This window comes from Ammoniphilus resinae, assembly GCF_017873965.1.
GTDB classification, from domain to species: Bacteria; Bacillota; Bacilli; order Aneurinibacillales; family RAOX-1; genus Ammoniphilus_A; species Ammoniphilus_A resinae.
Window position 1 is genome coordinate 623,972 of the sequence record NZ_JAGGKT010000001.1, and the last position, 20,996, is coordinate 644,967.

The 20,996-nt window shown below is 41.6% G+C and carries 19 protein-coding genes; 16 read left to right on the forward strand and 3 right to left on the reverse strand.

Going from position 1 to position 20,996, the window contains the following annotated elements; all coding sequences use genetic code 11:
- Window positions 1–127: 127 nt before the first annotated feature.
- From J2Z37_RS03085 to J2Z37_RS03095, 3 genes are all read left to right on the forward strand, one after another.
- Window positions 128–1,462 (forward strand): PhoH family protein, encoded by a 1,335-nt coding sequence (locus tag J2Z37_RS03085; protein ID WP_209808714.1) that lies wholly within the window; start codon window positions 128–130, stop codon window positions 1,460–1,462.
- 341 nt (window positions 1,463–1,803) lie between these two features.
- Window positions 1,804–2,439, forward strand: coding sequence for an MBL fold metallo-hydrolase (locus tag J2Z37_RS03090; RefSeq protein WP_209808715.1), 636 nt, complete (start codon window positions 1,804–1,806; stop codon window positions 2,437–2,439).
- Window positions 2,440–2,667: 228 nt separating this feature from the next.
- On the forward strand, window positions 2,668–3,819 hold the full coding sequence (locus tag J2Z37_RS03095) for a class I SAM-dependent methyltransferase (RefSeq protein WP_209808716.1): 1,152 nt from the start codon (window positions 2,668–2,670) through the stop codon (window positions 3,817–3,819).
- A 279-nt stretch (window positions 3,820–4,098) separates the two neighbouring features.
- On the opposite strand, the gene J2Z37_RS03100 is transcribed toward J2Z37_RS03095, so the two are convergent.
- Together J2Z37_RS03100 and J2Z37_RS03105 are read right to left on the reverse strand one after the other, a co-directional pair.
- A complete protein-coding gene (locus J2Z37_RS03100; RefSeq protein ID WP_209808717.1) occupies window positions 4,099–4,371 on the reverse strand; it encodes a DUF2626 domain-containing protein in 273 nt (90 codons plus the stop codon).
- A gap of 127 nt (window positions 4,372–4,498) precedes the next feature.
- The gene (locus J2Z37_RS03105) at window positions 4,499–5,206 is read right to left on the reverse strand and encodes a helix-turn-helix transcriptional regulator (RefSeq protein WP_209808718.1); all 708 of its coding nucleotides are present in this window, start codon (window positions 5,204–5,206) and stop codon (window positions 4,499–4,501) included.
- Window positions 5,207–5,444: 238 nt separating this feature from the next.
- On the opposite strand from J2Z37_RS03105, the gene J2Z37_RS03110 reads away from it, so the two are divergent.
- A complete protein-coding gene (locus J2Z37_RS03110) occupies window positions 5,445–5,801 on the forward strand; it encodes a Spx/MgsR family RNA polymerase-binding regulatory protein (protein WP_209808719.1) in 357 nt (118 codons plus the stop codon).
- Between the two features lie 44 nt (window positions 5,802–5,845).
- Here the strand turns inward: J2Z37_RS03110 and J2Z37_RS03115 are convergent, their stop codons facing one another.
- A complete protein-coding gene (locus tag J2Z37_RS03115) occupies window positions 5,846–6,727 on the reverse strand; it encodes a 5'-3' exonuclease (RefSeq protein WP_209808720.1) in 882 nt (293 codons plus the stop codon).
- 245 nt (window positions 6,728–6,972) lie between these two features.
- On the opposite strand from J2Z37_RS03115, the gene J2Z37_RS03120 reads away from it, so the two are divergent.
- The 12 genes from J2Z37_RS03120 (at window position 6,973) to J2Z37_RS03175 (ending at window position 20,978) form a co-directional block, all read left to right on the forward strand.
- Window positions 6,973–7,638, forward strand: coding sequence for an RsfA family transcriptional regulator (locus J2Z37_RS03120; RefSeq protein ID WP_209808721.1), 666 nt, complete (start codon window positions 6,973–6,975; stop codon window positions 7,636–7,638).
- A 258-nt stretch (window positions 7,639–7,896) separates the two neighbouring features.
- Window positions 7,897–8,838: a ketopantoate reductase family protein gene (locus J2Z37_RS03125; protein WP_209808722.1), complete on the forward strand. Its 942-nt coding sequence runs from the start codon at window positions 7,897–7,899 to the stop codon at window positions 8,836–8,838.
- Between the two features lie 81 nt (window positions 8,839–8,919).
- Window positions 8,920–9,321 (forward strand): DUF3397 domain-containing protein, encoded by a 402-nt coding sequence (locus J2Z37_RS03130; protein ID WP_209808723.1) that lies wholly within the window; start codon window positions 8,920–8,922, stop codon window positions 9,319–9,321.
- Window positions 9,322–9,497: 176 nt separating this feature from the next.
- Window positions 9,498–10,055 (forward strand): helix-turn-helix domain-containing protein, encoded by a 558-nt coding sequence (locus J2Z37_RS03135; protein WP_209808724.1) that lies wholly within the window; start codon window positions 9,498–9,500, stop codon window positions 10,053–10,055.
- A gap of 153 nt (window positions 10,056–10,208) precedes the next feature.
- Window positions 10,209–11,828 (forward strand): bacillithiol biosynthesis cysteine-adding enzyme BshC, encoded by a 1,620-nt coding sequence (bshC, locus tag J2Z37_RS03140; RefSeq protein WP_209808725.1) that lies wholly within the window; start codon window positions 10,209–10,211, stop codon window positions 11,826–11,828.
- 13 nt (window positions 11,829–11,841) lie between these two features.
- On the forward strand, window positions 11,842–13,101 hold the full coding sequence (locus tag J2Z37_RS03145) for an adenosylhomocysteinase (protein WP_209808726.1): 1,260 nt from the start codon (window positions 11,842–11,844) through the stop codon (window positions 13,099–13,101).
- 272 nt (window positions 13,102–13,373) lie between these two features.
- On the forward strand, window positions 13,374–13,805 hold the full coding sequence (gene mraZ / locus J2Z37_RS03150; protein WP_209808727.1) for a division/cell wall cluster transcriptional repressor MraZ: 432 nt from the start codon (window positions 13,374–13,376) through the stop codon (window positions 13,803–13,805).
- 47 nt (window positions 13,806–13,852) lie between these two features.
- Window positions 13,853–14,785, forward strand: a complete 933-nt coding sequence (gene rsmH / locus J2Z37_RS03155; protein WP_209808728.1) for a 16S rRNA (cytosine(1402)-N(4))-methyltransferase RsmH — start codon at window positions 13,853–13,855, stop codon at window positions 14,783–14,785.
- 31 nt (window positions 14,786–14,816) lie between these two features.
- Window positions 14,817–15,191: a cell division protein FtsL gene (gene ftsL, locus J2Z37_RS03160; protein ID WP_209808729.1), complete on the forward strand. Its 375-nt coding sequence runs from the start codon at window positions 14,817–14,819 to the stop codon at window positions 15,189–15,191.
- A 26-nt stretch (window positions 15,192–15,217) separates the two neighbouring features.
- Entirely contained in the window at window positions 15,218–17,398 is a 2,181-nt protein-coding gene (locus J2Z37_RS03165; protein ID WP_209808730.1) for a PASTA domain-containing penicillin-binding protein, read from the forward strand.
- Window positions 17,399–17,529: 131 nt separating this feature from the next.
- On the forward strand, window positions 17,530–19,461 hold the full coding sequence (locus J2Z37_RS03170; protein WP_209808731.1) for a stage V sporulation protein D: 1,932 nt from the start codon (window positions 17,530–17,532) through the stop codon (window positions 19,459–19,461).
- Window positions 19,462–19,502: 41 nt separating this feature from the next.
- The gene (locus J2Z37_RS03175; protein ID WP_209808732.1) at window positions 19,503–20,978 is read left to right on the forward strand and encodes a UDP-N-acetylmuramoyl-L-alanyl-D-glutamate--2,6-diaminopimelate ligase; all 1,476 of its coding nucleotides are present in this window, start codon (window positions 19,503–19,505) and stop codon (window positions 20,976–20,978) included.
- Window positions 20,979–20,996: the final 18 nt, after the last annotated feature.

The window sequence follows — 20,996 nt, forward strand, 5'->3', positions numbered from 1 at the left end:
CATAAACTAAAAGCAAACTCCCCTAATTTCAGACCATTCTTTTCCTTATCTGCATAAAATATTAATAAGCCTGAAAAGCTGTAAAATCTTTACGAATGTGTCGAGAAGAATTTTAGGAGGCGAGATATTGAGCAAAATCTACGTCTTGGATACAAATGTTTTACTTCAAGATCCAAATGCAATCTATGCTTTTCAAGACAATGAAATCATCATTCCGGCGGTTGTGCTGGAAGAGATTGATTCGAAAAAAAGAAATATGGATGAAATCGGAAGGAATGCCCGTCAGGTGTCAAGGTTTTTAGACAGTTTCAGGCTAAAAAGCAAATTGCACCAGGGGGTCGTATTAGAAACTGGGGGAACTTTAAAAGTTGAATTAAATCATAAATCATTTGTAAAAATGCAAGAACATTTTGGTGAAGCCACAAATGATAATCGCATCCTGGCAGTCGCTTTAAATATTCAAACAGAACAACAGGAGATGGGGAATGGAAGACCCGTAATTTTAGTAAGCAAGGATGCCTTAGTAAGAGTGAAAGCAGATGCACTCGGACTCCATGCGGAAGATTTTCTATCCGATCGAGTGGTTCATGAATATACAAATCTGTACTCTGGTCATCTAAAGCTGCCTGTTGCAAGTGCTTATATTCAAGCGTTTTATGAGAATGGAAGGCTGGAGTTAACAAAAGGGTTTCCAAAAACGGGATTTTATCCTCACCAATTTGTCATCATGCGAGACGAGTTAGGGGGATCTGGGTCCGCCATCGGGAAGGTTAGTGCAGATGGGAAATGGCTTGAAACTCTGCGTAGGGACGAGGATCAGGTATGGGGAATCAAAGCAAGAAATGCCCAACAACGAATGGCTATGGAGCTCTTGCTAAATAACCAGATTCCGTTAGTTACCCTGACAGGAAAGGCTGGAACTGGAAAAACATTATTATCGTTGGCAGCCGGACTTCATTTAATTGAGGATGAAAGAGTTTACAAAAAGCTATTGGTGGCTCGGCCGATTGTTCCGTTAGGAAAGGACATCGGATTTCTTCCCGGGGAAAAGGAAGAAAAACTTAGACCCTGGATGCAACCGATCTTTGATAATCTGGAGTACTTGTTTAATACGAAGAAATCAGGGGATTTAGATAAAATATTGGCAGGAATGGGCAGTATTCAAGTGGAAGCCCTCACCTATATTCGCGGAAGGAGCATCCCTGAACAATATATTATCATCGATGAAGCGCAAAATCTAACGAAACACGAGGTCAAGACAATTCTCACAAGGGTAGGAGAAGGAAGTAAAATTGTTTTAATGGGCGACCCTCAGCAAATTGATCATCCTTATTTAGATGAATCAAATAACGGTTTGACCTATGTGGTGGAAAGCTTCAAAGATCAAAAATTAGCCGGTCATGTTCGATTGGAGAAAGGAGAACGTTCTACTTTAGCCCAGTTGGCGGCCGATATTTTATAAGTTTGTTGGATGTTAGAGGTTGCAATGGAGGAAATCGGCATCCCGCTTGGGTACTACGCTGAATCGCTTACTTTTCCAAGCGATTGTAGTCCTCGGAGAGGGCAGAAATAGCCGATTTCAATTTTTTTGTTTTCAAAAACCGTGGTGGCTTCCAGTTCAACCTCAAACCTCCAACATGGATGAGGATAGGCAGTGTCCTCCTGAGCAGAGGTGATAACAATAACATTTGGGTGCTTCAATGTCATAACGGGAAAAATTTTTGCTAATTAGCTTATCGGCTATCCCAACTAGGAAAATGGCTGCAATTCATATACAATAATAGAAAGAAAAGGAGGGGTTTGATGAAGATTTACATGTATCCTTTGGGATTAGTACAAACCAATACATACCTAATCTGTAACGAAGAAACAAAAGAAGCCATTATCATCGATGCGAGTTCCGAGCCCTATGAACTATTGAAGGTTGCAGAAAATTATAAGATAAAAGCCATCTTATTAACACATGCTCATTTTGATCATATTTCAGGATTAAACGAAATTAGAAAAGCGACAAATGCGCCAGTTTATATCCATCCATTTGAACAGAGTTGGTTGTCGGATCCGGCTTTAAATGGCTCCATCCGTTGGCCAAATGTAGGACAGGTTATCTGCGAAAAAGCGGATTTTGAGCTTCAAGACCAGCAGGAATTAACTTTAGCAGGATTTCAAATTCAAGTGCTATATACACCTGGCCACTCTCCCGGAGGTGTTTCCTTTATATTTGACAATGGAAATTTATTTTGCGGAGACGCCTTATTTGCTGGGTCTATTGGCAGAACGGACCTTCCTGGAGGAAATTATGAACAACTGATTGAAAGCATTCAAGACCAATTGATGGATTTGCCTGATGAGACAACTTGTTACCCAGGTCACGGACCCAAAACGACGATTGGCAGAGAGAAGATGGCGAATCCTTATATCACAGGAATTTTAAGATAACTATTCTTGGTTAAATTAGTCCGATCCCTCTGCACAAAATAAACACAGCCTTCGGGGTAGAAGGCTGTGTTTGGGGGAGGTTTAATTCCAAAATATAAATTAGGGTGGGGGGAATTCCCCTTCCTCGTTACCATGGTAATGAGGAATGATTCTCTTTTATCTTATCTGAATATTTTTAGCGTGTCAATAGTGTTAATAAACATAACTATGATTTTGGAGTGGAGTAGATTGAGTTCATTATTTACGATTATCAAGGAAAAAATTAAAAGTTCAGAGAGACATTCGATCTCCTTTTACGACTTTATGGCCCTTGCTTTATATCACCCTGAGTGGGGATATTACAGCAAAGAAAAGAAAAAGGTCGGAAAACAGGGTGATTTTTACACCAATTCCTCAGTAGGTAGCATATTTGGGGAGACCCTAGCTGCTGTTATCGCAGAAATGGCAAAGGAATTTTCTCATTTAAAACGAGTAACTGTAGTGGAAATGGGTGGGGGTACAGGTGAATTAATGAAACAAATTTTGGAAGAATGGAAAACCACTTTTCCGAATTTCGATAAGAAAATATCTCTTGTTATGATCGAGAAAAGCTCTTATCACCGTTCCGTCCAAAAAGAAAAGCTAGCAGATTACCCAGTGGTGTGGTATGAGGATTGGGAAGAATTTGTTCGGATTGAAGGGAATGTTAAAGGGATTGTGTATTCGAATGAACTTTTTGATGCCTTCCCTGTCTACATGATTGAAAGGGTCAAGGACGACTGGAAAGAGGTTCGGATTTCTTGGGACGATGCAGGAGAATGTTTAACGGAATTCAAGCAGGAATTAAAGAATCAGGAGGTTATCAACTTTTTGGAAGAACAAAAGTTGAACTTGCCAAATATCCAACAATACCGAGTGGAAGTGAATCTGGATGCGGTTCAGTTGATCAATAAATTGTCACTAGGGCTTGCAGAAGGGTATTTGATTACGATCGATTATGGTTATGCCCACGAAGAATTGTATATGCCAGAAAGGCAGAGAGGAACCTTAATGTGCTATAAGGAGCATCTAGCTTTGGAAAATCCATTAGAACAACCGGGCGAAATGGATATGACCACACATATCAATTTTTCCACCCTCATTGCAGAAGGTGAAAAACTTGGATTGAAAAATCTAGGACTGTTTTCACAAAGTCAATTTCTGATCAATGCAGGCATTCTTGATAAACTAGCCGATCATCAGGACCCCAATCCATTTTCAGCAGTCAGTCGGCGAAACCGTGCCATTCGGCAATTGATTTTCCCTGGGGGGATGGGAGATACCTTTAAAGTATTGGTGCAAATGAAAGGGAAAGTTAGCAATAAATTGCAAAAGCTTCAGCCAAGAGGATGGTTTAAATGAAAAAGAAGCTCGTACAATGTATGAGCTTCTTTTTCATTTCCTAACGGCATGACAACATCTGATTCCTTCTGAACTACGTCGAATTTTCTTCTTGCTCAGAAGGGATTGTTGTCCCCGTAGGGGGAAAGCTTCCTCTATAGATGGATACATCTTCTTCGAATGGTCTTCGATAGAGGCTTTTCTTATAAGAATGTATAATGGCTCTGAGCCAAATACCGAAAGTCCAGCTTCTAACTTCCAAAAAAGGTGTGGCCCTTCTATGTATTAGGCTTAGGTCATCTAGAGCGTTAGAAGCGCTGCAAGTGCTTCGTGCTGTTCTCCGCCCAACGGCATGATAAAGAATGCATAATAGAAGAAGCCAACGAAAGAAAATACCATATAAGCTGCAAATAGCAACATGTATGTTCTTTCAGAAAGGTTAATATAGCTAAGCGCTACGAAGATAGCTGTTTCAGCGAAGAAGATTAGTGCCATATTGGTCAATCCACCCCACGCAGCCATAAGTGCGATCATAAGGGTCCAAAACCCTAATACGCGGTACATACGAGCCATTCTACTCCCTCCTTTTGTAACAAATCCATGTTAATCCCTTTACAATTATAATGTAGAAAAGAATGGATGTAAATGTAAAGGTTTAGCTGGTATTTTTGTCTAAATTTTGTCCGTTGAACTTTCCATTCTAAAGTTCAACAAGCTTTAATAGGGTATAGTCACAAGAGTGACAACCACCCATAATGGAGTTATCTTCTATTAGGTTAATATCCCCAAAGAAGGTTTCAAAAATTCCCTTTAGGAAAGTTTGATGCATTTGACATATCGCTTCTGGTCTTTTCTTTGCGGTTTCTTTAAAAGTGCAGTTAAAGATCCGAAACTTTACAGTTTGTTCGTCAATGACCTCAATTTCCGGATTCAAGCCCTGGGCGTAAAGGATTTTGCGAATGTAATCCAATTTGCTGTCCCTGTCTATGGCCTGTAAGTTAATCCGTTCTGCTTCGATTGCCCTTTTTGCTGCTTCCCTGCCAAATCGTCTCCCCATATCGCGAAGAGCTTTTTGTCCTGTTTCACCAAAAGATAAAAGGGTATCAATAGCAATTTCGGAAAGTAACTGATAATCGCGAGGCGGGAATTGCAAATTGACCATTTGTTCAGAGATGGAATAGAGTCTGCTTGGCCTTCCGCCTTTACCGGTTTTTTCAGAGCAGCTAGTTAATAAATTGACATCCTCCAATTTTGTCAGATGGAGTCGGGCAACGTTGGGGTGTATATCAAATTCATCTGCAATTTCCTGTACAGTAACTTGACGGTGGCCATTCATGATATATTGATAAATGGAAAAGCGTGTTGGATCTGACAAAACACTTGTTATTTTTAAGGTTTCGTTTTCCATGAGCCAGACTACCCCCTCATTTTATTATTCACTATATTAACATATTGTTAACAGAAATATGGGATTCCCTTCGAAAATTCATGACTTTGTCAATGTTTTTTTCCTTTTTAGGAAGGAAAACGGGAAGATTATTAACACTATTGACATAGTAATAAATTAAGTAATATACTTTTTTAAGTAAAGCAATCTAGAAATAGAATGGTAATTGTTTTCAATATGTGAAGAGGTGGGATCAGGAGTGAAGTCTAACCTTCGTTTTTATACATACCCGAGCTGCACTTCGTGTCGGAAAGCAAAGTCATTTTTAAGGCAAAATGGGATTGAATTTGAAGAAAGGCACCTGTTTCGAGATCCACCAACGAAAGAGGAGCTATTGGATATTATTAAGAGGACGGATAACGGTCTGGACGATATTTTATCTACCAGAAGCCGAACCTTTAAGGAATTGGATGTTCAAATTGAGGAGTTGACGGTCTTTCAACTTCTAGAGATGCTGAGTGAAGAGCCAAGGCTTTTAAGAAGGCCTATCCTAATCGATGATGAAAAGCTGATTATTGGATATAATCGGGTGGCTATGGAAGATTTGCTAGCCTGAGGAATATTTGGTGGAGGTAACGGGAAAGATTCCCGTTACTTTTTTTATGCGAACAACTTTTTTAAACTTTGAAACTCCAACTTATCGAACATGCTATGAATCTTTTGGACGTTGAACTGATATTTACATTCTTCAAGATTGCATTCAACTGGAACAGAAAGATTGATCGTTGCAAGTTGCCTGGAGAGGTAAACTTGGTGTTTGTATTCTAATAGGGTTTGTTTCAGTTTACCGGCAACTTCATTGATATTGTCATAAACCCCGTCAATTGTTTTGTGACTGCCTAGCAGCTTCAGTGCAGTTTTCGGACCGACGCTTGGGCAACCAGGGATGTTATCGGAAGAATCTCCCATTAGACCTTTTAATTCAATAATTTGTTCAGGTGATTCTACTCCTTTGACAGTTGGCAGATCCTCAAGTTTAATCGTCTGATAATTTCCAAACCCTTTTTTCATCATAATGACTGAAATATAGCGGTCTAAAAGCTGTAGCGTATCACCATCACCAGTTAAGATGTAGACATGAACGTCATCGCTGGCGTATTTTTTTGCCAATGTTCCAATGACATCATCTGCTTCATATCCTGGGACCCCAATTACCGGAATATCAAAGGCAGCAATTAGCTCCTGCAGTACATCGAATTGCGGTACCAGTTCCATTGGGGGTTCCCCACGATTTGCTTTATATGCCGGGTAAAGACCATTTCGAAAAGTCTCTTTCCCCATATCAATGGCACAGACAATATGTGAAGGTGAAAAAGTTTTAATAGCGTCCATCAAATATTTTGTGTATTGGTACAGTGCATTAGTATAGAGGCCGTCCTTGGTTTGCATGATACTCCCAAACTGGGAAGTGGCAAAAAAGCCTCTGAACAACAAAGCCATACTATCGACGATTAAGAGTTTGCTTGTCTCTTTGTTTTTCATCATAAAACCCCTTTCTAAATCCACGCGTCTTTTTAACCGCTTAGGAATGTACAGTCTTCTTAGTCCTTCTTACCTTACAGGAAAGTACAACTTTTTTAAAGTAAAAAAGTGTGGGATAAACCTAAAAGGAATCGAGAGGTTTAAATCAGGCCCATTTTGGGGATACTTTTCTACTAGAAAATCATTCTATGAACTCTATTACCTGCATAGAATAAAATACCACCAATTTAAACGGAGGGATTCTTATGACAGCAGCGAGACAAGATGCTTGGACTCCTGATGATGACCTATTATTGGCGGAGGTTACCCTGAGACATATTCGTGAAGGGGGTACCCAATTAGCCGCCTTTGAGGAAGTTGGAGAAAAGCTAGGAAGAACGGCGGCAGCTTGTGGATTTCGTTGGAATAGTTTTGTTCGTAAAAAATACGAGGCAGCTATTCAAATCGCAAAGGCACAACGAAAGCAGCGTAAACAGTCACAGAGAGTAAAACCAAATATCCCTGTAAATGTAAGTTATGAGGAAAGTGCGATGGCTTCGTCTACAGCTGAATCCCCAGTTCCAACGGTATCAGCTGGTATGAACAATGCTGATGATGAGATTTCACTGGATGCTGTTGTTCGCTTTTTGAAGAATCAAAAGGATTTAGGTAGAAAGTTGAAACAAGTAGAAAAAGAATTGGAAGAAAAGGAAGAAGAACTGAACAGGCTCAGGTTGGAGAATGAAAGAATGAGCAAACAGTTAAACCATGTACAAACCGACTATCAGGTTGTCAACGAAGACTATCGAACCCTCATCCAAATCATGGATCGAGCACGAAAAATGGCTCTTTTAACAGAAAATGAAGAAGTAGTAATGAAACCAAGATTTAAAATGGATGCAAATGGAAACCTGGAACGGGTTGATACCTGAGAACAATCTTGCTGGTAAGGCTCTCAAGAGCTTTTCGGCAAGATTTTTTTGTGTATATAACGAATATATGTTCCTGTTAATCGGGGGTTGATTTAAGATTAACAAAGGAGGCAGGAAATTTCTCATCTGAAGCGAAAGGAATATCAGGAAGATACAACATGTGCGAAAACCCTAGTAAATTCCATTCGAATGGATGGATTTCAAACCCTTGATGAAAGGATCAAGGGTTATCTTTTCGATGGTTAAGCAGAAAGGAACATGAAGATGAACAACATTGGAATTTTTGGTGCTGGATCGATTGGTTTGCATTTAGCTGCACAACTTTTGCTTACAGGGAAAAACCCAACAGTAATTTGTCGGACTTCCAAACAGGCAGATCTATTACGACAAAACGGGCTCTCTTACACACAGTTAGATGGTACGGAAGAAAAGTTGATAATCAATGCTGTGACCGCTCAACAGTGTCACTTGCCGCTAGATTATCTTTTCATTACAGTAAAACAGCATCATTTGGCAGATGCCCTCCCCGTGCTTAAAGAATTGCCCGTACAAGCCAATACCTGCTTTATTGCCTTCCAAAATGGTCTAGGTCATGAGGAATTCTTACAACAGGGGTTCTCACAAAACCCCCTATTTTTAGCGGTGACAACAGAGGGAGCATACCGTGAACAGTTGGACCGAATTAGACATACCGGGAATGGTACCACATGGATTGGTCCGTCTAAATCAATGAAAGGTGAAAAATGGAAAGAAAGTTATCCATTGGTCGACTTATTTACGGGCAGCCAACTCGACGTTCGGTTGGAGGATCAGATCGCAGAACGGATCTGGAAGAAGCTAATCATTAACAGTTGCATTAATCCCTTAACGGGAATTCTACGGGTGAAAAATGGTTGGTTGCTGGAATCTCAATATACCCTAAATGTAATGGAGTCTTTGTTCGAAGAAGCAGCGAAGGTAGCGGAAAAAGAAGGAATAGAAATTGAAAGAAGATTTTTGCAGGAAATTGTCATGGTTTGTAGAAATACTTACCATAACAAATCATCTATGCTTCAAGACCTAGAAGCTGGCAGGAGTACAGAAATTGATTATATTAATGGTGCAATTAAAAAAATCGCCGAAAAACATAGGATAAATGTCCCATACCATACAATGATGATTCAACTTGTGCAAGCTCGCCAACAAATGGAAAAATTCTAAGGCCCTATAGGACAACTTAATGGTTTGTGAAAGAGGGCTAATTTGACGTAGTCACAAACAGTAGTAGAAGGAGGTTGAGAAGTGGAGGCAATTGCTCGAATTCTTGCCGGCATCATGACAGTACCCATTTTCGTACCCTTTGTGGTCTTTATTTTGGTTTATTTTTATTCGGGGTGGAAGCGAAAAACGAAGCGGGATGCAGTAACAATGGCTGTAAATATTACAACCTTTTTTCTCATTACTGCTGTCATCATGATGTATGGAATAATTAAAGAGGAAGGGTCAGCCTCTGCTTTTTGGTGGGTACTGGTATTTTTCCTCATTATTGGAGGGGGCCTTGCTTTTCTGCAAATAAAAGTCCGTGGGCAAATGGATTTACCAAAGATCTTACGGGCATCCTGGAGGCTTGCCTTTGTATTCTTCACACTTGCTTATGTGGTATTACTCTTCTCCGGGGTGAGTTACTTTCTTCAGCATACTTAATCTGTTTTTTCGTAGTATAATTCTTTTAGCCGTATCCCCTTTTTCACCATCAAAATAATTCCATATAATAACTCCGTTTTGTTCTTAGTTTGTTCACATTGTTAAGCAGGGATAAACTTTTCCTTGTTGAAAATGACTAGTGGGGAGAATTTAAATGTTTAGGGGAGTTGGGGTATATGGAATTACCTTTAGAAAGGATTGGGGGAAAGATTAGGGCTGTTCGCAAAAGGCAGGGACAGACCTTAGAGGCTTTATCGCACAGCACAGGACTATCAAAAGGGCTGTTAAGCCAGGTGGAACGCGGTGTCTCACAGCCGTCATTAGAAACTCTTTGGAAAATAACAATAGCTTTAGACACACCGATCGTACATTTTTTTGATGACTTGACAGATCAGCGGGTGCGAATAATTCGCGAGAGTGAACGTAAAAAGATTATCATGCCGGGGATTCTAGGCTCCTGCGAGTGGCTCGGACAGAGCAGCAATGCGCGCTTGAGGGCGATGGAAATCCTGCTGCACCCTGGGGAAAAGGTGGTCCACAACGATTTGCCGATAGAGGGTGAAGTTTGCATACTCGTCAAATATGGGCAATTGGATGTTGAGATAGGTGAAGAGCATTATTCCGTGACAGCGGGGGATAGCCTGTTCTTTGATTGTCAGTACTCATATCTATTCACTAATCAAACGAATGATAAAGCAACATTTGATATTATCTTTACACCGTCTCATATATAAAAAAGAGGTCCTCCTAATATGATCGGATTACTTCGGTCAGGAGGGCTTCTTTTTGTCTATTGAGATCAACTAGTTGTCCAATTCTATTTCCTAAGATAAATTATGATAAAATGGTGGAAAAGGGAGAAGTTTCAAAGGGAAGGAAGGGTTATGGTGAGGATTGAAGAGGTTTCACCATTGAAAAGTAATCAACTGGCCAAGGATTATAGCCAGGATTTTGAACGAATAGATCGTTTTTTCACCTATAATCCTTATGAAGGAAATAGTTGGAAAGGGCGGGCAGACTGGCTTGCTGCGTCGAATATCAAGCATCGGGATCAACTAACAGAGGCACTCTTGCAATACAATCAAGGCGTTGGAAATAATGGTGCGCTCGGTAATATTGAAAAGCTAAAAAACGAGGATGTTTTTGTCATCATCGGAGGGCAGCAGGCCGGTGTTTTGACAGGGCCATTACATGTCATTCACAAAGCGGTAACGATCCTTCAACTTTGCCGGGACGTTGAACAAAGGAAAGGGATTAAAGTAGTGCCGGTTTTTTGGATTGCTAGTGAGGATCATGATTATGATGAAGTTAATCATACTTATGTTGAAACAGGACAGGAACAGAATCCTAAAAAAATTCAGTTGCACAAGAAAGTGGTGCAAAAAAAATCCCTTAGTGATTTGGAAATTAATTCAGCAGAATTTGCCCATGTGATACAACAATGTTTCTCATACCTTCCGGACTCTCAACATCAACCAGACCTTCTAGCAACATTGCTGGATTTCTCACAGCAAAGCAAGGGGCTTCCGGATTTCTTTGCTAGGATTATGGCATGGCTGTTTGAAAAACATGGATTAGTCTTGGTGGATTCGGCAGATCCGAAGATTAGGGAACTAGAAAAACACGTTTTTTCTCAGTTAATGAAAAGTGATCCCTCATCCAGACTTCTTTCGACCCAAAAGGAGTTGCAGGAAATTGGTTATCCCTCCCAGTTAGAGGTCGAGCCGGAAAATGCTCACTTTTTTGTTTATTGCAATGGGGAACGTGAGCTGATGGTAAGAAAAGAGGGAGGATTTGTTTCAAAGACTGGCAGGTATGCATTCAGTCAAAATGAACTTGAGCAATTGCTTGAAGAGAACCCTTCTTCCTTTAGCGCAAATGTCGTTACCCGCCCCATTATGCAGGAGCATTTATTTCCAGTGCTTGCGTTTGTTGGAGGGCCTGGAGAGGTAGCCTATTGGGCACAATTGAAAGGGATTTTTGAAATGTTTTCGATGCAAATGCCGATCGTTTATCCGCGCATGACTTTTACCATTGTGGAAAGAAGTATCGAAAAATATATGAAGCGTTTTGGGATCTCCTTTTTCGATGTCCACGATCGATGGGAGCAACTTCAAAAAGAATGGCTTAACCAACAAAATCCTTTGCCCCTTGAATCGGAATTCCGGTCTTTGAAAAGTCAGGTTAAGACGCTATATCTTCCTTTTCTTGAAAAATTAGTGCAAATAGAGCCGGGGGTCGAAAAATTAGGGGAAGATAATCTGAGTCGGATCCTCTCCCATCTCGACTTTTTGGAAAAGAAGACTTGGGACGCGACCGTGCAACGGCATAGGGCAGCCCTTATTCAATGGGAAAAAGTAAGGAATTCTCTCTTTCCATTGGAAAAACCGCAGGAGAGGGTTTATAATGTTTTTGGTTATCTTAATACATACGGGACAAGTTTTATTGACGAATTGGTAGAGATGAGGATACCGCTAACCGCAAATCATAAACTTTTATACATATAATAGGAGGAAAAAGATGAATACAACAAGGGAAAGTATTGTAAAAGATATGTCACTGGCCCCATCAGGGCATCTGAAAATAGATTGGGTAAAAGAACATATGCCTGTGCTAAACCGAATCCGAGAAAAATTCGAGCAGGAAAAACCGTTTGCAGGGTTGAAAGTGTCTATTTCCCTTCACTTGGAGGCGAAAACTGCCTATTTGGCAAAGGTAGTTCAAGCAGGTGGAGCACAGGTAACGATTACAGGAAGCAATCCTTTATCTACACAGGACGACGTTTGTGCGGCGCTAGTGGAAGATGGGATACAGGTTTTTGCCAAATATAACCCAGACCCGGCAGAATACAAGTCCCATTTCATTAAAACGTTAGAAACCAGACCAGATCTCATTATTGACGATGGTGGTGATTTGGTATCTATTCTGCACAGTGAAAGACAGGATTTATTAGAGCAGGTACGCGGTGGTGCTGAAGAAACGACAACAGGGATTTTGCGCCTGAAGGCTTTAGAGAAGTCCGGTAATCTGAAGTTCCCGATGGTAGCAGTAAATGATGCCTTCTGTAAATACCTTTTTGATAACCGTTACGGAACAGGTCAATCTGTCTGGGATGGGATCAATCGCACAACGAATTTGGTCGTAGCTGGTAAAACCGTTGTTGTAGTGGGCTATGGTTGGTGTGGAAAAGGTGTAGCGATGAGGGCCAAGGGATTAGGGGCGAAAGTTGTTGTCACTGAAATCGATGCTATCAAAGGTGTAGAGGCTTATATGGATGGATTTGAAGTCATGTCGATGGAAGAAGCAGCGAAGGTAGGAGACTACTTTGTAACTGTGACTGGAAACAAGGATGTGATTCGTGGGGAGCATATGGCTGTGATGAAAGACGGAGCCATTCTTTCCAATGCCGGACACTTCGATGTGGAAGTGAATAAGGTTGAGTTGGCTGAATTATCGACTTCTAAGCGCACCGTTCGTAAAGATATAGAGGAATATCAACTAAAGGATGGCAGAAAAATTTACTTGCTTGCAGAGGGTCGGTTAGTAAACCTTGCAGCAGGAGATGGTCATCCAGCTGAAATTATGGATATGACCTTTGCCCTTCAAGCGGTATCCTTGGCCTATGTGAACGAGAAGTACAAGGAATTGGGGAACAAAGTGGTCAATGTTCCTTATGAATTGGATGAGCAGGTTGCACGTTTTAAGCTTGAGGCTCTGGGGATCAAGATCGATCATTTAACGGAAGAACAGCGCGAATACCTAGATAGTTGGACGGAATAAAGAAAACTTCCATCAGAAAGAGGGGCTTCATTCCCCCCTCTGATGGTTAGTTGCACTTATCCGACATTTACGGGCAGTTATCCCCTAACTCAATTTCTACTTTCCGAAAATTTTTGAAGTGGGAGGTTACTGCCCGTTAATGTCCGATAAAAAAATTACTAAAAATCCTGTCGGTAGGCAGGATTTTTTTTTATGTTCACGAATAATAAACGTTAGTGGGTTAAAGTGGTATAAAGTGGGTGAAAAGTGGGTGAAAGTGGGGTGTAGGATACATGTTCATGGGGGAATACCAGCACACGATTGACGAAAAGGGAAGAATTACTGTCCCTGCAAAGTTTCGTGAAGAACTGGGAGAAAAGTTTGTTGTCACCCGTGGACTTGATCGATGCCTTTTCGTCTACCCAATGGAGGAATGGAAACAGCTGGAAGCAAAGCTGAAAACATTACCTTTTACTCGTTCAGATGCCAGGGCCTTTACCCGATTTTTCTTCTCCGGTGCAACCGAATGTGAATTGGATAAACAGGGCAGGGTAAATATACCAGGTCCACTACGGCAGCATGCCAATCTAGACAAAGATTGCGTGGTTATAGGTGTATCCAGTCGGGTCGAGATTTGGAGCATGCAGCATTGGGAATCCTATTTTGAGGAGTCGGAGAATTCGTTTAATGAAATTGCCGAAAAAATTGTGGACTTTGATCTATAAAATTGTCGATGGAAGACTCCGAATGATGCAGCGAGGTGAAGGGAAACGTGTTCCATCATATTACCGTAATGAAGAAAGAGGCTGTCGATGGATTAATGGTACAACCTGATGGGATTTATGTGGATTGTACCCTAGGAGGAGCTGGGCATAGTCTAGTGATTGCCTCAGAGCTTTCTTCAGAAGGCCGATTAATCGCGATAGACCAAGATGATTGGGCATTAAACAATGCCACAGAGAAACTTAAACAATATGAGGATCGCGTGATTCTCGTAAAAGGTAATTTTCGAAATCTACAGGAATTAATTGAACAAAAAGGGTTTCCAAAAGTGGATGGTGTCCTTTTTGACCTTGGTGTTTCCTCCCCCCAGTTGGATGAAGGAGAAAGAGGCTTTAGCTATCATGAGGACGCACCCTTGGATATGCGAATGGATACAAGCGGACCGCTTACCGCAAAGGATGTAATCAATGATTGGAGTGAGAAAGAACTTGCTGATGTGATCTATCGATACGGGGAAGAAAAATTTTCTCGGCAAATAGCTCGTGAAATCGTACACGCAAGGGAAGTAAAGCCAATTGAAACAACCGGTGAGTTGGTTGAACTGATAAAAAAGGGAATCCCTGCACCGGCAAGAAGAACGGGAGGACATCCGGCGAAGCGAACCTTTCAAGCCATACGAATTGCTGTGAATGATGAGTTAAACGCTTTTCGGGAGGCTTTAGAAGATGCAATCCAGGTGCTAAAACCAGGTGGCAGAGTCAGTGTTATTACTTTTCATTCTTTAGAGGATCGTATTTGTAAGCAAGTCTTTCAAAAGTACGTAGGTGGATGTACTTGTCCGCCGGATTTTCCACAATGTGTGTGTTCGAATCAGGCGGTCATTCGGATTGTTAATCGCAAGCCAATTTTACCAAGCGATGTGGAATTAGATGAGAATAACCGCGCACGCTCTGCTAAATTGAGAATTGCAGAAAAACTTTAAAGAGGGGTCCGTCGGGAGGAGGAAGAAAAGTTTGAGAGGGAATCAATATGGAAATTTAGCTGTTCAACTAAAGCAGGAACATGCTTCTGGGGCAAAGAGGAAATCAAAAGTTGAAAAGGTTACTGTCAAATACGGTATACCTGTGGAAGAAAAACTCCTTTATTTATTGAGTGTTATTATGGTTGTATGTATTTCCGGATTTATTTTGTCAAGGTATGCCCTAATCTCACAATTTAATTATGATATTGAAAATACCAAGGAAGTCATTAATACAACCCATGAAGAAAATTCAAGTTTAAGACTAAAGATTGATGAACTAAGCAAACGGGAGCGCATCTTAGATATCGCACAGCGGGAACTAGGTATGACAATGAAGAACAGTACCGTTCGTGTTCTTTCCCACTAGCGAAAACATACGTGGAGGAGAAACCGATGAATAAGAGAATCAGAATTCGTACATGGTTTCTAGGGGGAGTTTTTACCTTCCTCTTTTTTTTATTAGCATTCCGTCTGTTTTGGATTCAGACGGTCAGTGCTGAATGGCTGAAACGTGATGCTCAGGCCCAATGGGAGAGAAACGAGACGATTCAACCCAAGCGTGGTACGATTTATGACCGCAATGGAGAAGTGTTGGCTTATACAGCCAAAGCCTATACGGTTATTGCAAAATTAAAACCATGGGATAAGGCAGATACATCCTATGTAGAAAATGCCTTTGACACTGCCCAAAAACTTGCTCCGGTCTTGGGGATGCCAGCTGAACGAATTGCTAGACTAATTGAAAATGGTCGCGATGCAAGCAGAACACAGGTTGAACTTCGTCCGGGAGGCTGGAAGATCAATGAGGATACTGCACAAAGGGTAGTTGATTTGAAACTGCCAGGCATATTCCTGTATGAAGAAAAGAAACGTTACTACCCAAATGATTCTTTTTTATCGCATATTCTAGGATACGTCGACCTTGACGGAAATCCCGTGATGGGAATAGAGAAAATATTTGATGAAGAATTAAGCGGGGAAATAGGGGAATATAAGCTGTTGAAGGATCGGAAGGGATTCAAGCTCCCTGACGGAATTGAAACCTTCAAGCCGGCAAAAGATGGTAAAGATATTTATTTAACCATCGATTATCAGATTCAAAATTATGTAGAAGATGCCCTAAATACGATTACCAAAGAATTTAACACAAAAGGGATTTCGGTTATAGTGGCTGACCCGAATACAGGCGATATTTTGGCCATGGCAAACAGACCTCATTTTAATCCGAATTCCTATCGGAATATCAGCAACTGGACGAACTTTTCGATTTCAAGTACGTTTGAGCCAGGTTCAACATTTAAAATTGTGACCTTGGCTGCCGCAATCGAAGAAGGTGTATACAGCAATGACGAAACCTATCATTCCGGAACCTACCGCAAAGTTACACCACCAATTAAAGACCATAATGGCGGGCAAGGTTGGGGAACGATTTCCTATCTTCGCGGAGTTCAAGAGTCAAGTAATGTACTATTTGCCATCCTTGGTTATGAACGATTAGGCAAGGATAAGTTTTATGACTATCTGGAGAAATTCGGCTTTGGCCAAATGACGGGCATTGGTTTGCCTGGGGAAGTAGCTGCAAGTTTAAAACCGAAGGGGCTGTTGTATCCTCGTGATGTTGCCTCCATGACCTTTGGACAGGGGGTTGCTGTAACAGCAATTCAGCAAGTGGCAGCTGTTTCTGCCGTGGCAAATGGCGGTGAGCTGTTAAAACCGCATATTGTTAAAGAAATCCGTGCTTCACAAACCGGGGAAATTCTGCAACGGACCGAAAAGGAAACGGTAAGAAGAGTTGTTTCGGAAAAAACCTCGACAATGGTTAGAGATATCCTTGAAACTGTTGTTACTGAGGGGACGGGAAGATATTATAATATTCCCGGATACCATGTAGCAGGGAAAACAGGAACGGCCCAGGTAGCTGCCATGGATGGGGGTTACAAAGCAAATAAATACATCTATTCGTTTATTGGTTTTGCACCCAAGGATAAACCTGAATTGCTTGTATCCGTAGTCGTAGACCAGCCTGACGTGCCTGATTCCAATTTTGGCGGTCGTGATGTGGTTTCACCGATCTTCAAGCATGTTATGCAGAATAGTTTACAGTACCTAAAAATAAGTCCCGATCTGAAAGTGGATAATATGAAGATCGCTAAGCCAGAGTCAATTCAAGTTCCTGATTTACTAGGTAAGCCACCATCTGTTGCTGTGGAACTGTCAGGCAAAGCTAACTTGCAAGGAAAAGTGCTTGGGGATGGGACAAGTGTCATTCAACAATATCCAACAAGCGGCACCTCATTGTCCAAGGATAGTGTGGTTTATCTGATTACATCGGAACATTTAGAAGCGCCTTTACCTGATTTTACAGGGAAAACCTTGAGGGAAGTAATGGAATTTTGTACCTTGTTAGGAGTGAAAGTCAATGTTCTCGGAGAAGGGTTCGTCGTGGGACAAAGTATACCGGCAGGAACCATTATTACCAAAGGGGAAAAATTAACCATTACCCTGCACACGAAATCGGATGTTGATGAATTGAATGTGGAAGAGCAAGATTTGCAAGAAGAAATCCAAGAATAAACGTCGGACAAAATCGGGAGATAGAACGCCTTAAACGTTCTATCTCCCTTTATTTTTGAATAGGGTTTAGGTAAGACAAGGTAAGCCTGGACACTTTTCAGCCTGGCTTTCAGCAAAAGAGGGGGATGAGGGTGAGAGTTTCAAACGTAACTGTCCGTCGCAGAATATTTATTGCATTATTGATCGGTGTGTTTTTATATTCCCTTTTAATAGCAAGACTAGGATATGTTCAAGTGATTCAAGGTCCTGAACTATTAGATCGTGCGGAAAATTTGTGGAGTAGAGATATCCCTTTTGAAGCAAAAAGGGGAATGATTTATGACCGGAATGGCGAAGTCCTAGCATATAATATTAGTGTCCCATCTGTCTGGGCAATCCCCATTCAGATTAAAGATAAACCAGCAGTCGCCAAGCAGCTTTCCAGTTTATTAAAGGCAGATGAGAAAAACATTTTTCGTGCCATATCACAAAGGGAAATGATTGTCCGTGTTCCCGGCGGAAGGAAAATACCTGAGGAATTGGCGCGCAAGATTCGTGAATTGGAAATCCCTGGGGTTCAAATTGCGGAAGACAGCAAGCGCTACTATCCGATGGGGGCGTTTGCTTCCCACATCCTAGGATTCACGGGAATTGACAATCAGGGACTCTCGGGCATTGAGAAAGTTTATGATGATATGCTACAGGGAAAGAGGGGGCATATTTCCTTCTATTCGGATGCCAAGGGAAATGAGATTCCTGGTGAAGTGGAAAAATTTATTCCTCCCAAAGATGGTCTTAACCTATACCTGACTATCGACAGCAATGTTCAGGCAATCATTGAAAGAGAACTGGACCAGGCATTTGCCATGTATGACCCAGATGATGCCATGGTGGTAGCTATGGACCCGAAAACGGGGGAGATTCTGGGAATGGCAAGCAGACCGAATTATGATCCGGAAAGTTTTCGCGATTATCCATCGGAAATTTACAATCGAAATCTTCCCATCTGGAAAACCTACGAGCCAGGTTCTACCTTTAAAATTATTACTCTTGCGGCCGCATTAGAGGAGGGGAAGGTGGATTTAGACAAGGAACATTTTAATGATCCAGGCTTTGTAAATGTAGCAGGAGCACGTCTCCGCTGTTGGAAAGCAGGGGGGCACGGGAATCAGACTTTTTTGCAGGTAGTAGAGAATTCCTGTAACCCGGGATTTGTTGCCCTGGGTCAACGCTTGGGAAAAGAAAGCCTTTTTGCTTACATCAAAAAATTTGGTTTTGGGAAGAAAACAGGAATTGATTTAATCGGGGAAGAAAACGGAGTCATGTTTAAAATGGATCGGGTTGGTCCGGTGGAATTGGCTACAACCGCATTTGGTCAAGGGGTGTCGGTAACCCCAATTCAACAGATTGCCGCTGTTTCTGCTGCCGTTAACGGGGGGAAATTGATGAAACCGCATCTGGCAAAAGAGTGGCACCATCCAATTACTGAAGATATCATTTCAACAGTGGAACCGGAGATCGTAGATACTGTTATTTCCCCAGAAACTTCAAAGAAGGTTAGATATGCCTTGGAGTCTGTCGTTGCCAACGGAACGGGCCGCAATGCTTATATTGACGGCTACCGTGTAGGAGGGAAAACCGGGACAGCGCAAAAAGTAGAAAATGGGGTCTACTCCAAAAGCAAGCATATCGTCTCCTTTATTGGTATAGCGCCGATGGATAATCCGCAGATTGTTGTCTATGCAGCTGTAGATAACCCGAAGGGAGTGCGGCAATTCGGAGGAACGATCGCTGCCCCGATTGTACGAAATGTTCTTGATTCTTCTTTAAGATATCTAAACGTAGACAAAAGAAAGGATCAGATGCCGAAAGAATATATGTATCCGGATAAGAAATTGTTGGAAGTCCCCAATCTGCTTGGTCTAGAAAAAGATAAATTGCATCTGCAGTATTATTCGATACCTTTGGAGGTTGAGGGGAACGGCGATATTGTTACTTACCAATCGCCGAAACCAGGAAGTCATATCGAAGAAGGAAGTGTTGTACGAATTTATCTTGGTGACAAAACGAAGAAAGATGATTAAAATGATAAACGTTACACGATTAGGATGGAGGGATCAGCCTGATGATATTACGTGATTTACTTTCCTCTCTTCATTTATACGAACTTACTAGAGGAAACCCGGATATTGAAATCGCAGGGATCGAGACCGATTCTAGAAAAATTAAGCCAGGATACCTGTTTGTTGCTTTAAAAGGTTTCACCGTAGATGGGCATCAGTACATATCGAAAGCCCTGGACAACGGGGCTTGTGCAGTACTTGTAGAATCGGAAGATACTCTATCTGAAACCTGTATTCGAGTTCCTGATACGAAGAAAGCACTCGCCATTTTAGCCGATCGCTTTTACAATTATCCTACACACCGTCTAAAACTTATGGGTGTCACCGGAACAAATGGGAAAACGACAATCACTCATATCGTAGAGAAGATTTTGCAAGATGCTGGATCTCGGGCAGGGATTATTGGGACAATCCAGATGCGCTTCGGGGAGGAGATCCAGGAAGTCAAAAATACGACCCCAGAATCACTGGAATTACAAAGATTGATTGCTTACATGGCGGATAAAGGTGCGACACATGCCTGTATCGAAGTCTCAAGTCATGCGCTGGAATTAGGTCGGGTGTGGGGCTGTAATTTCCGAACCGCGATCTTTACGAATTTAACCCAAGATCATCTTGATTATCATCAAACAATGGAAAAATATCGGGATGCTAAAGCCCTTCTTTTTTCCCAGCTTGGGAATACTTATAATCATAAAGATCAGAAATTTGCTATTCTTAATGCCGATGACCCGGCGTCTGATCACTTTAAGAGGGTAACCTCCGCTCAAGTTATTCGTTATGGGATCCATACTGATGCAGATGTCCGGGCAACTGATATATCGATTAGCAGTTTAGGGACATCCTTCATGTTGAGAACTTATAAAGGGGATTCTCCTGTCCAAATGAAATTAGTAGGGCTTTTCAGTGTTTATAATGCTCTTGCTGCAGCAGCGGCTTGTTTGGCAGAGGGGATCGACCTGTGTTCTATTATTTCCAGTCTGGAGTCTATTGAAGGAGTAAGGGGGAGATTTGAGCGGGTAGATGTCGGTCAGGATTACTCGGTCATTGTTGATTACGCGCATACTCCTGACAGCCTTGAAAATGTCCTTAAGACAGCAGAAGAATTTACCATAGGGAAACTATATTGTATTGTCGGCTGTGGTGGGAATCGTGATAAGACTAAGCGTCCGCTGATGGCAGCTATCGCCGTCGAACATTCAGATCATGCAATCTTCACATCTGATAATCCTAGGTTTGAGGATCCTCAAGCGATTCTTGATGATATGGTATCAGGTGTCCCGAATGCAAAGGATCAATTCACGGTGATCCCAAATCGTAGGGAGGCAATTGAGTATGCCATTGCCAGGGCACAGAAAGGCGATTGTATCCTAATTGCCGGGAAAGGCCATGAAACCTATCAAATTGTGAAAGACCAAGTTTTCACCTTTGATGATAAAGAAGTTGCTTCTGTTGCCATACAAAATAGAATAAAGTAACATAGAACCGTTGGCCGT

Excerpts from the sequence above, each read along its gene's own strand:
- J2Z37_RS03135 (WP_209808724.1), top strand. The coding sequence starts at position 9,498 with ATGGAATTACCTTTAGAAAGGATTGGGGGAAAGATTAGGGCTGTTCGC.
- J2Z37_RS03165 (WP_209808730.1), top strand. The coding sequence starts at position 15,218 with ATGAATAAGAGAATCAGAATTCGTACATGGTTTCTAGGGGGAGTTTTT.
- mraZ (WP_209808727.1), top strand. The coding sequence starts at position 13,374 with ATGTTCATGGGGGAATACCAGCACACGATTGACGAAAAGGGAAGAATT.
- J2Z37_RS03145 (WP_209808726.1), top strand. The coding sequence starts at position 11,842 with ATGAATACAACAAGGGAAAGTATTGTAAAAGATATGTCACTGGCCCCA.
- J2Z37_RS03105 (WP_209808718.1), bottom strand. The coding sequence starts at position 5,206 with ATGGAAAACGAAACCTTAAAAATAACAAGTGTTTTGTCAGATCCAACA.
- J2Z37_RS03090 (WP_209808715.1), top strand. The coding sequence starts at position 1,804 with ATGAAGATTTACATGTATCCTTTGGGATTAGTACAAACCAATACATAC.
- J2Z37_RS03175 (WP_209808732.1), top strand. The coding sequence starts at position 19,503 with ATGATATTACGTGATTTACTTTCCTCTCTTCATTTATACGAACTTACT.
- J2Z37_RS03120 (WP_209808721.1), top strand. The coding sequence starts at position 6,973 with ATGACAGCAGCGAGACAAGATGCTTGGACTCCTGATGATGACCTATTA.
- J2Z37_RS03115 (WP_209808720.1), bottom strand. The coding sequence starts at position 6,727 with ATGAAAAACAAAGAGACAAGCAAACTCTTAATCGTCGATAGTATGGCT.
- J2Z37_RS03125 (WP_209808722.1), top strand. The coding sequence starts at position 7,897 with ATGAAGATGAACAACATTGGAATTTTTGGTGCTGGATCGATTGGTTTG.
- J2Z37_RS03100 (WP_209808717.1), bottom strand. The coding sequence starts at position 4,371 with ATGGCTCGTATGTACCGCGTATTAGGGTTTTGGACCCTTATGATCGCA.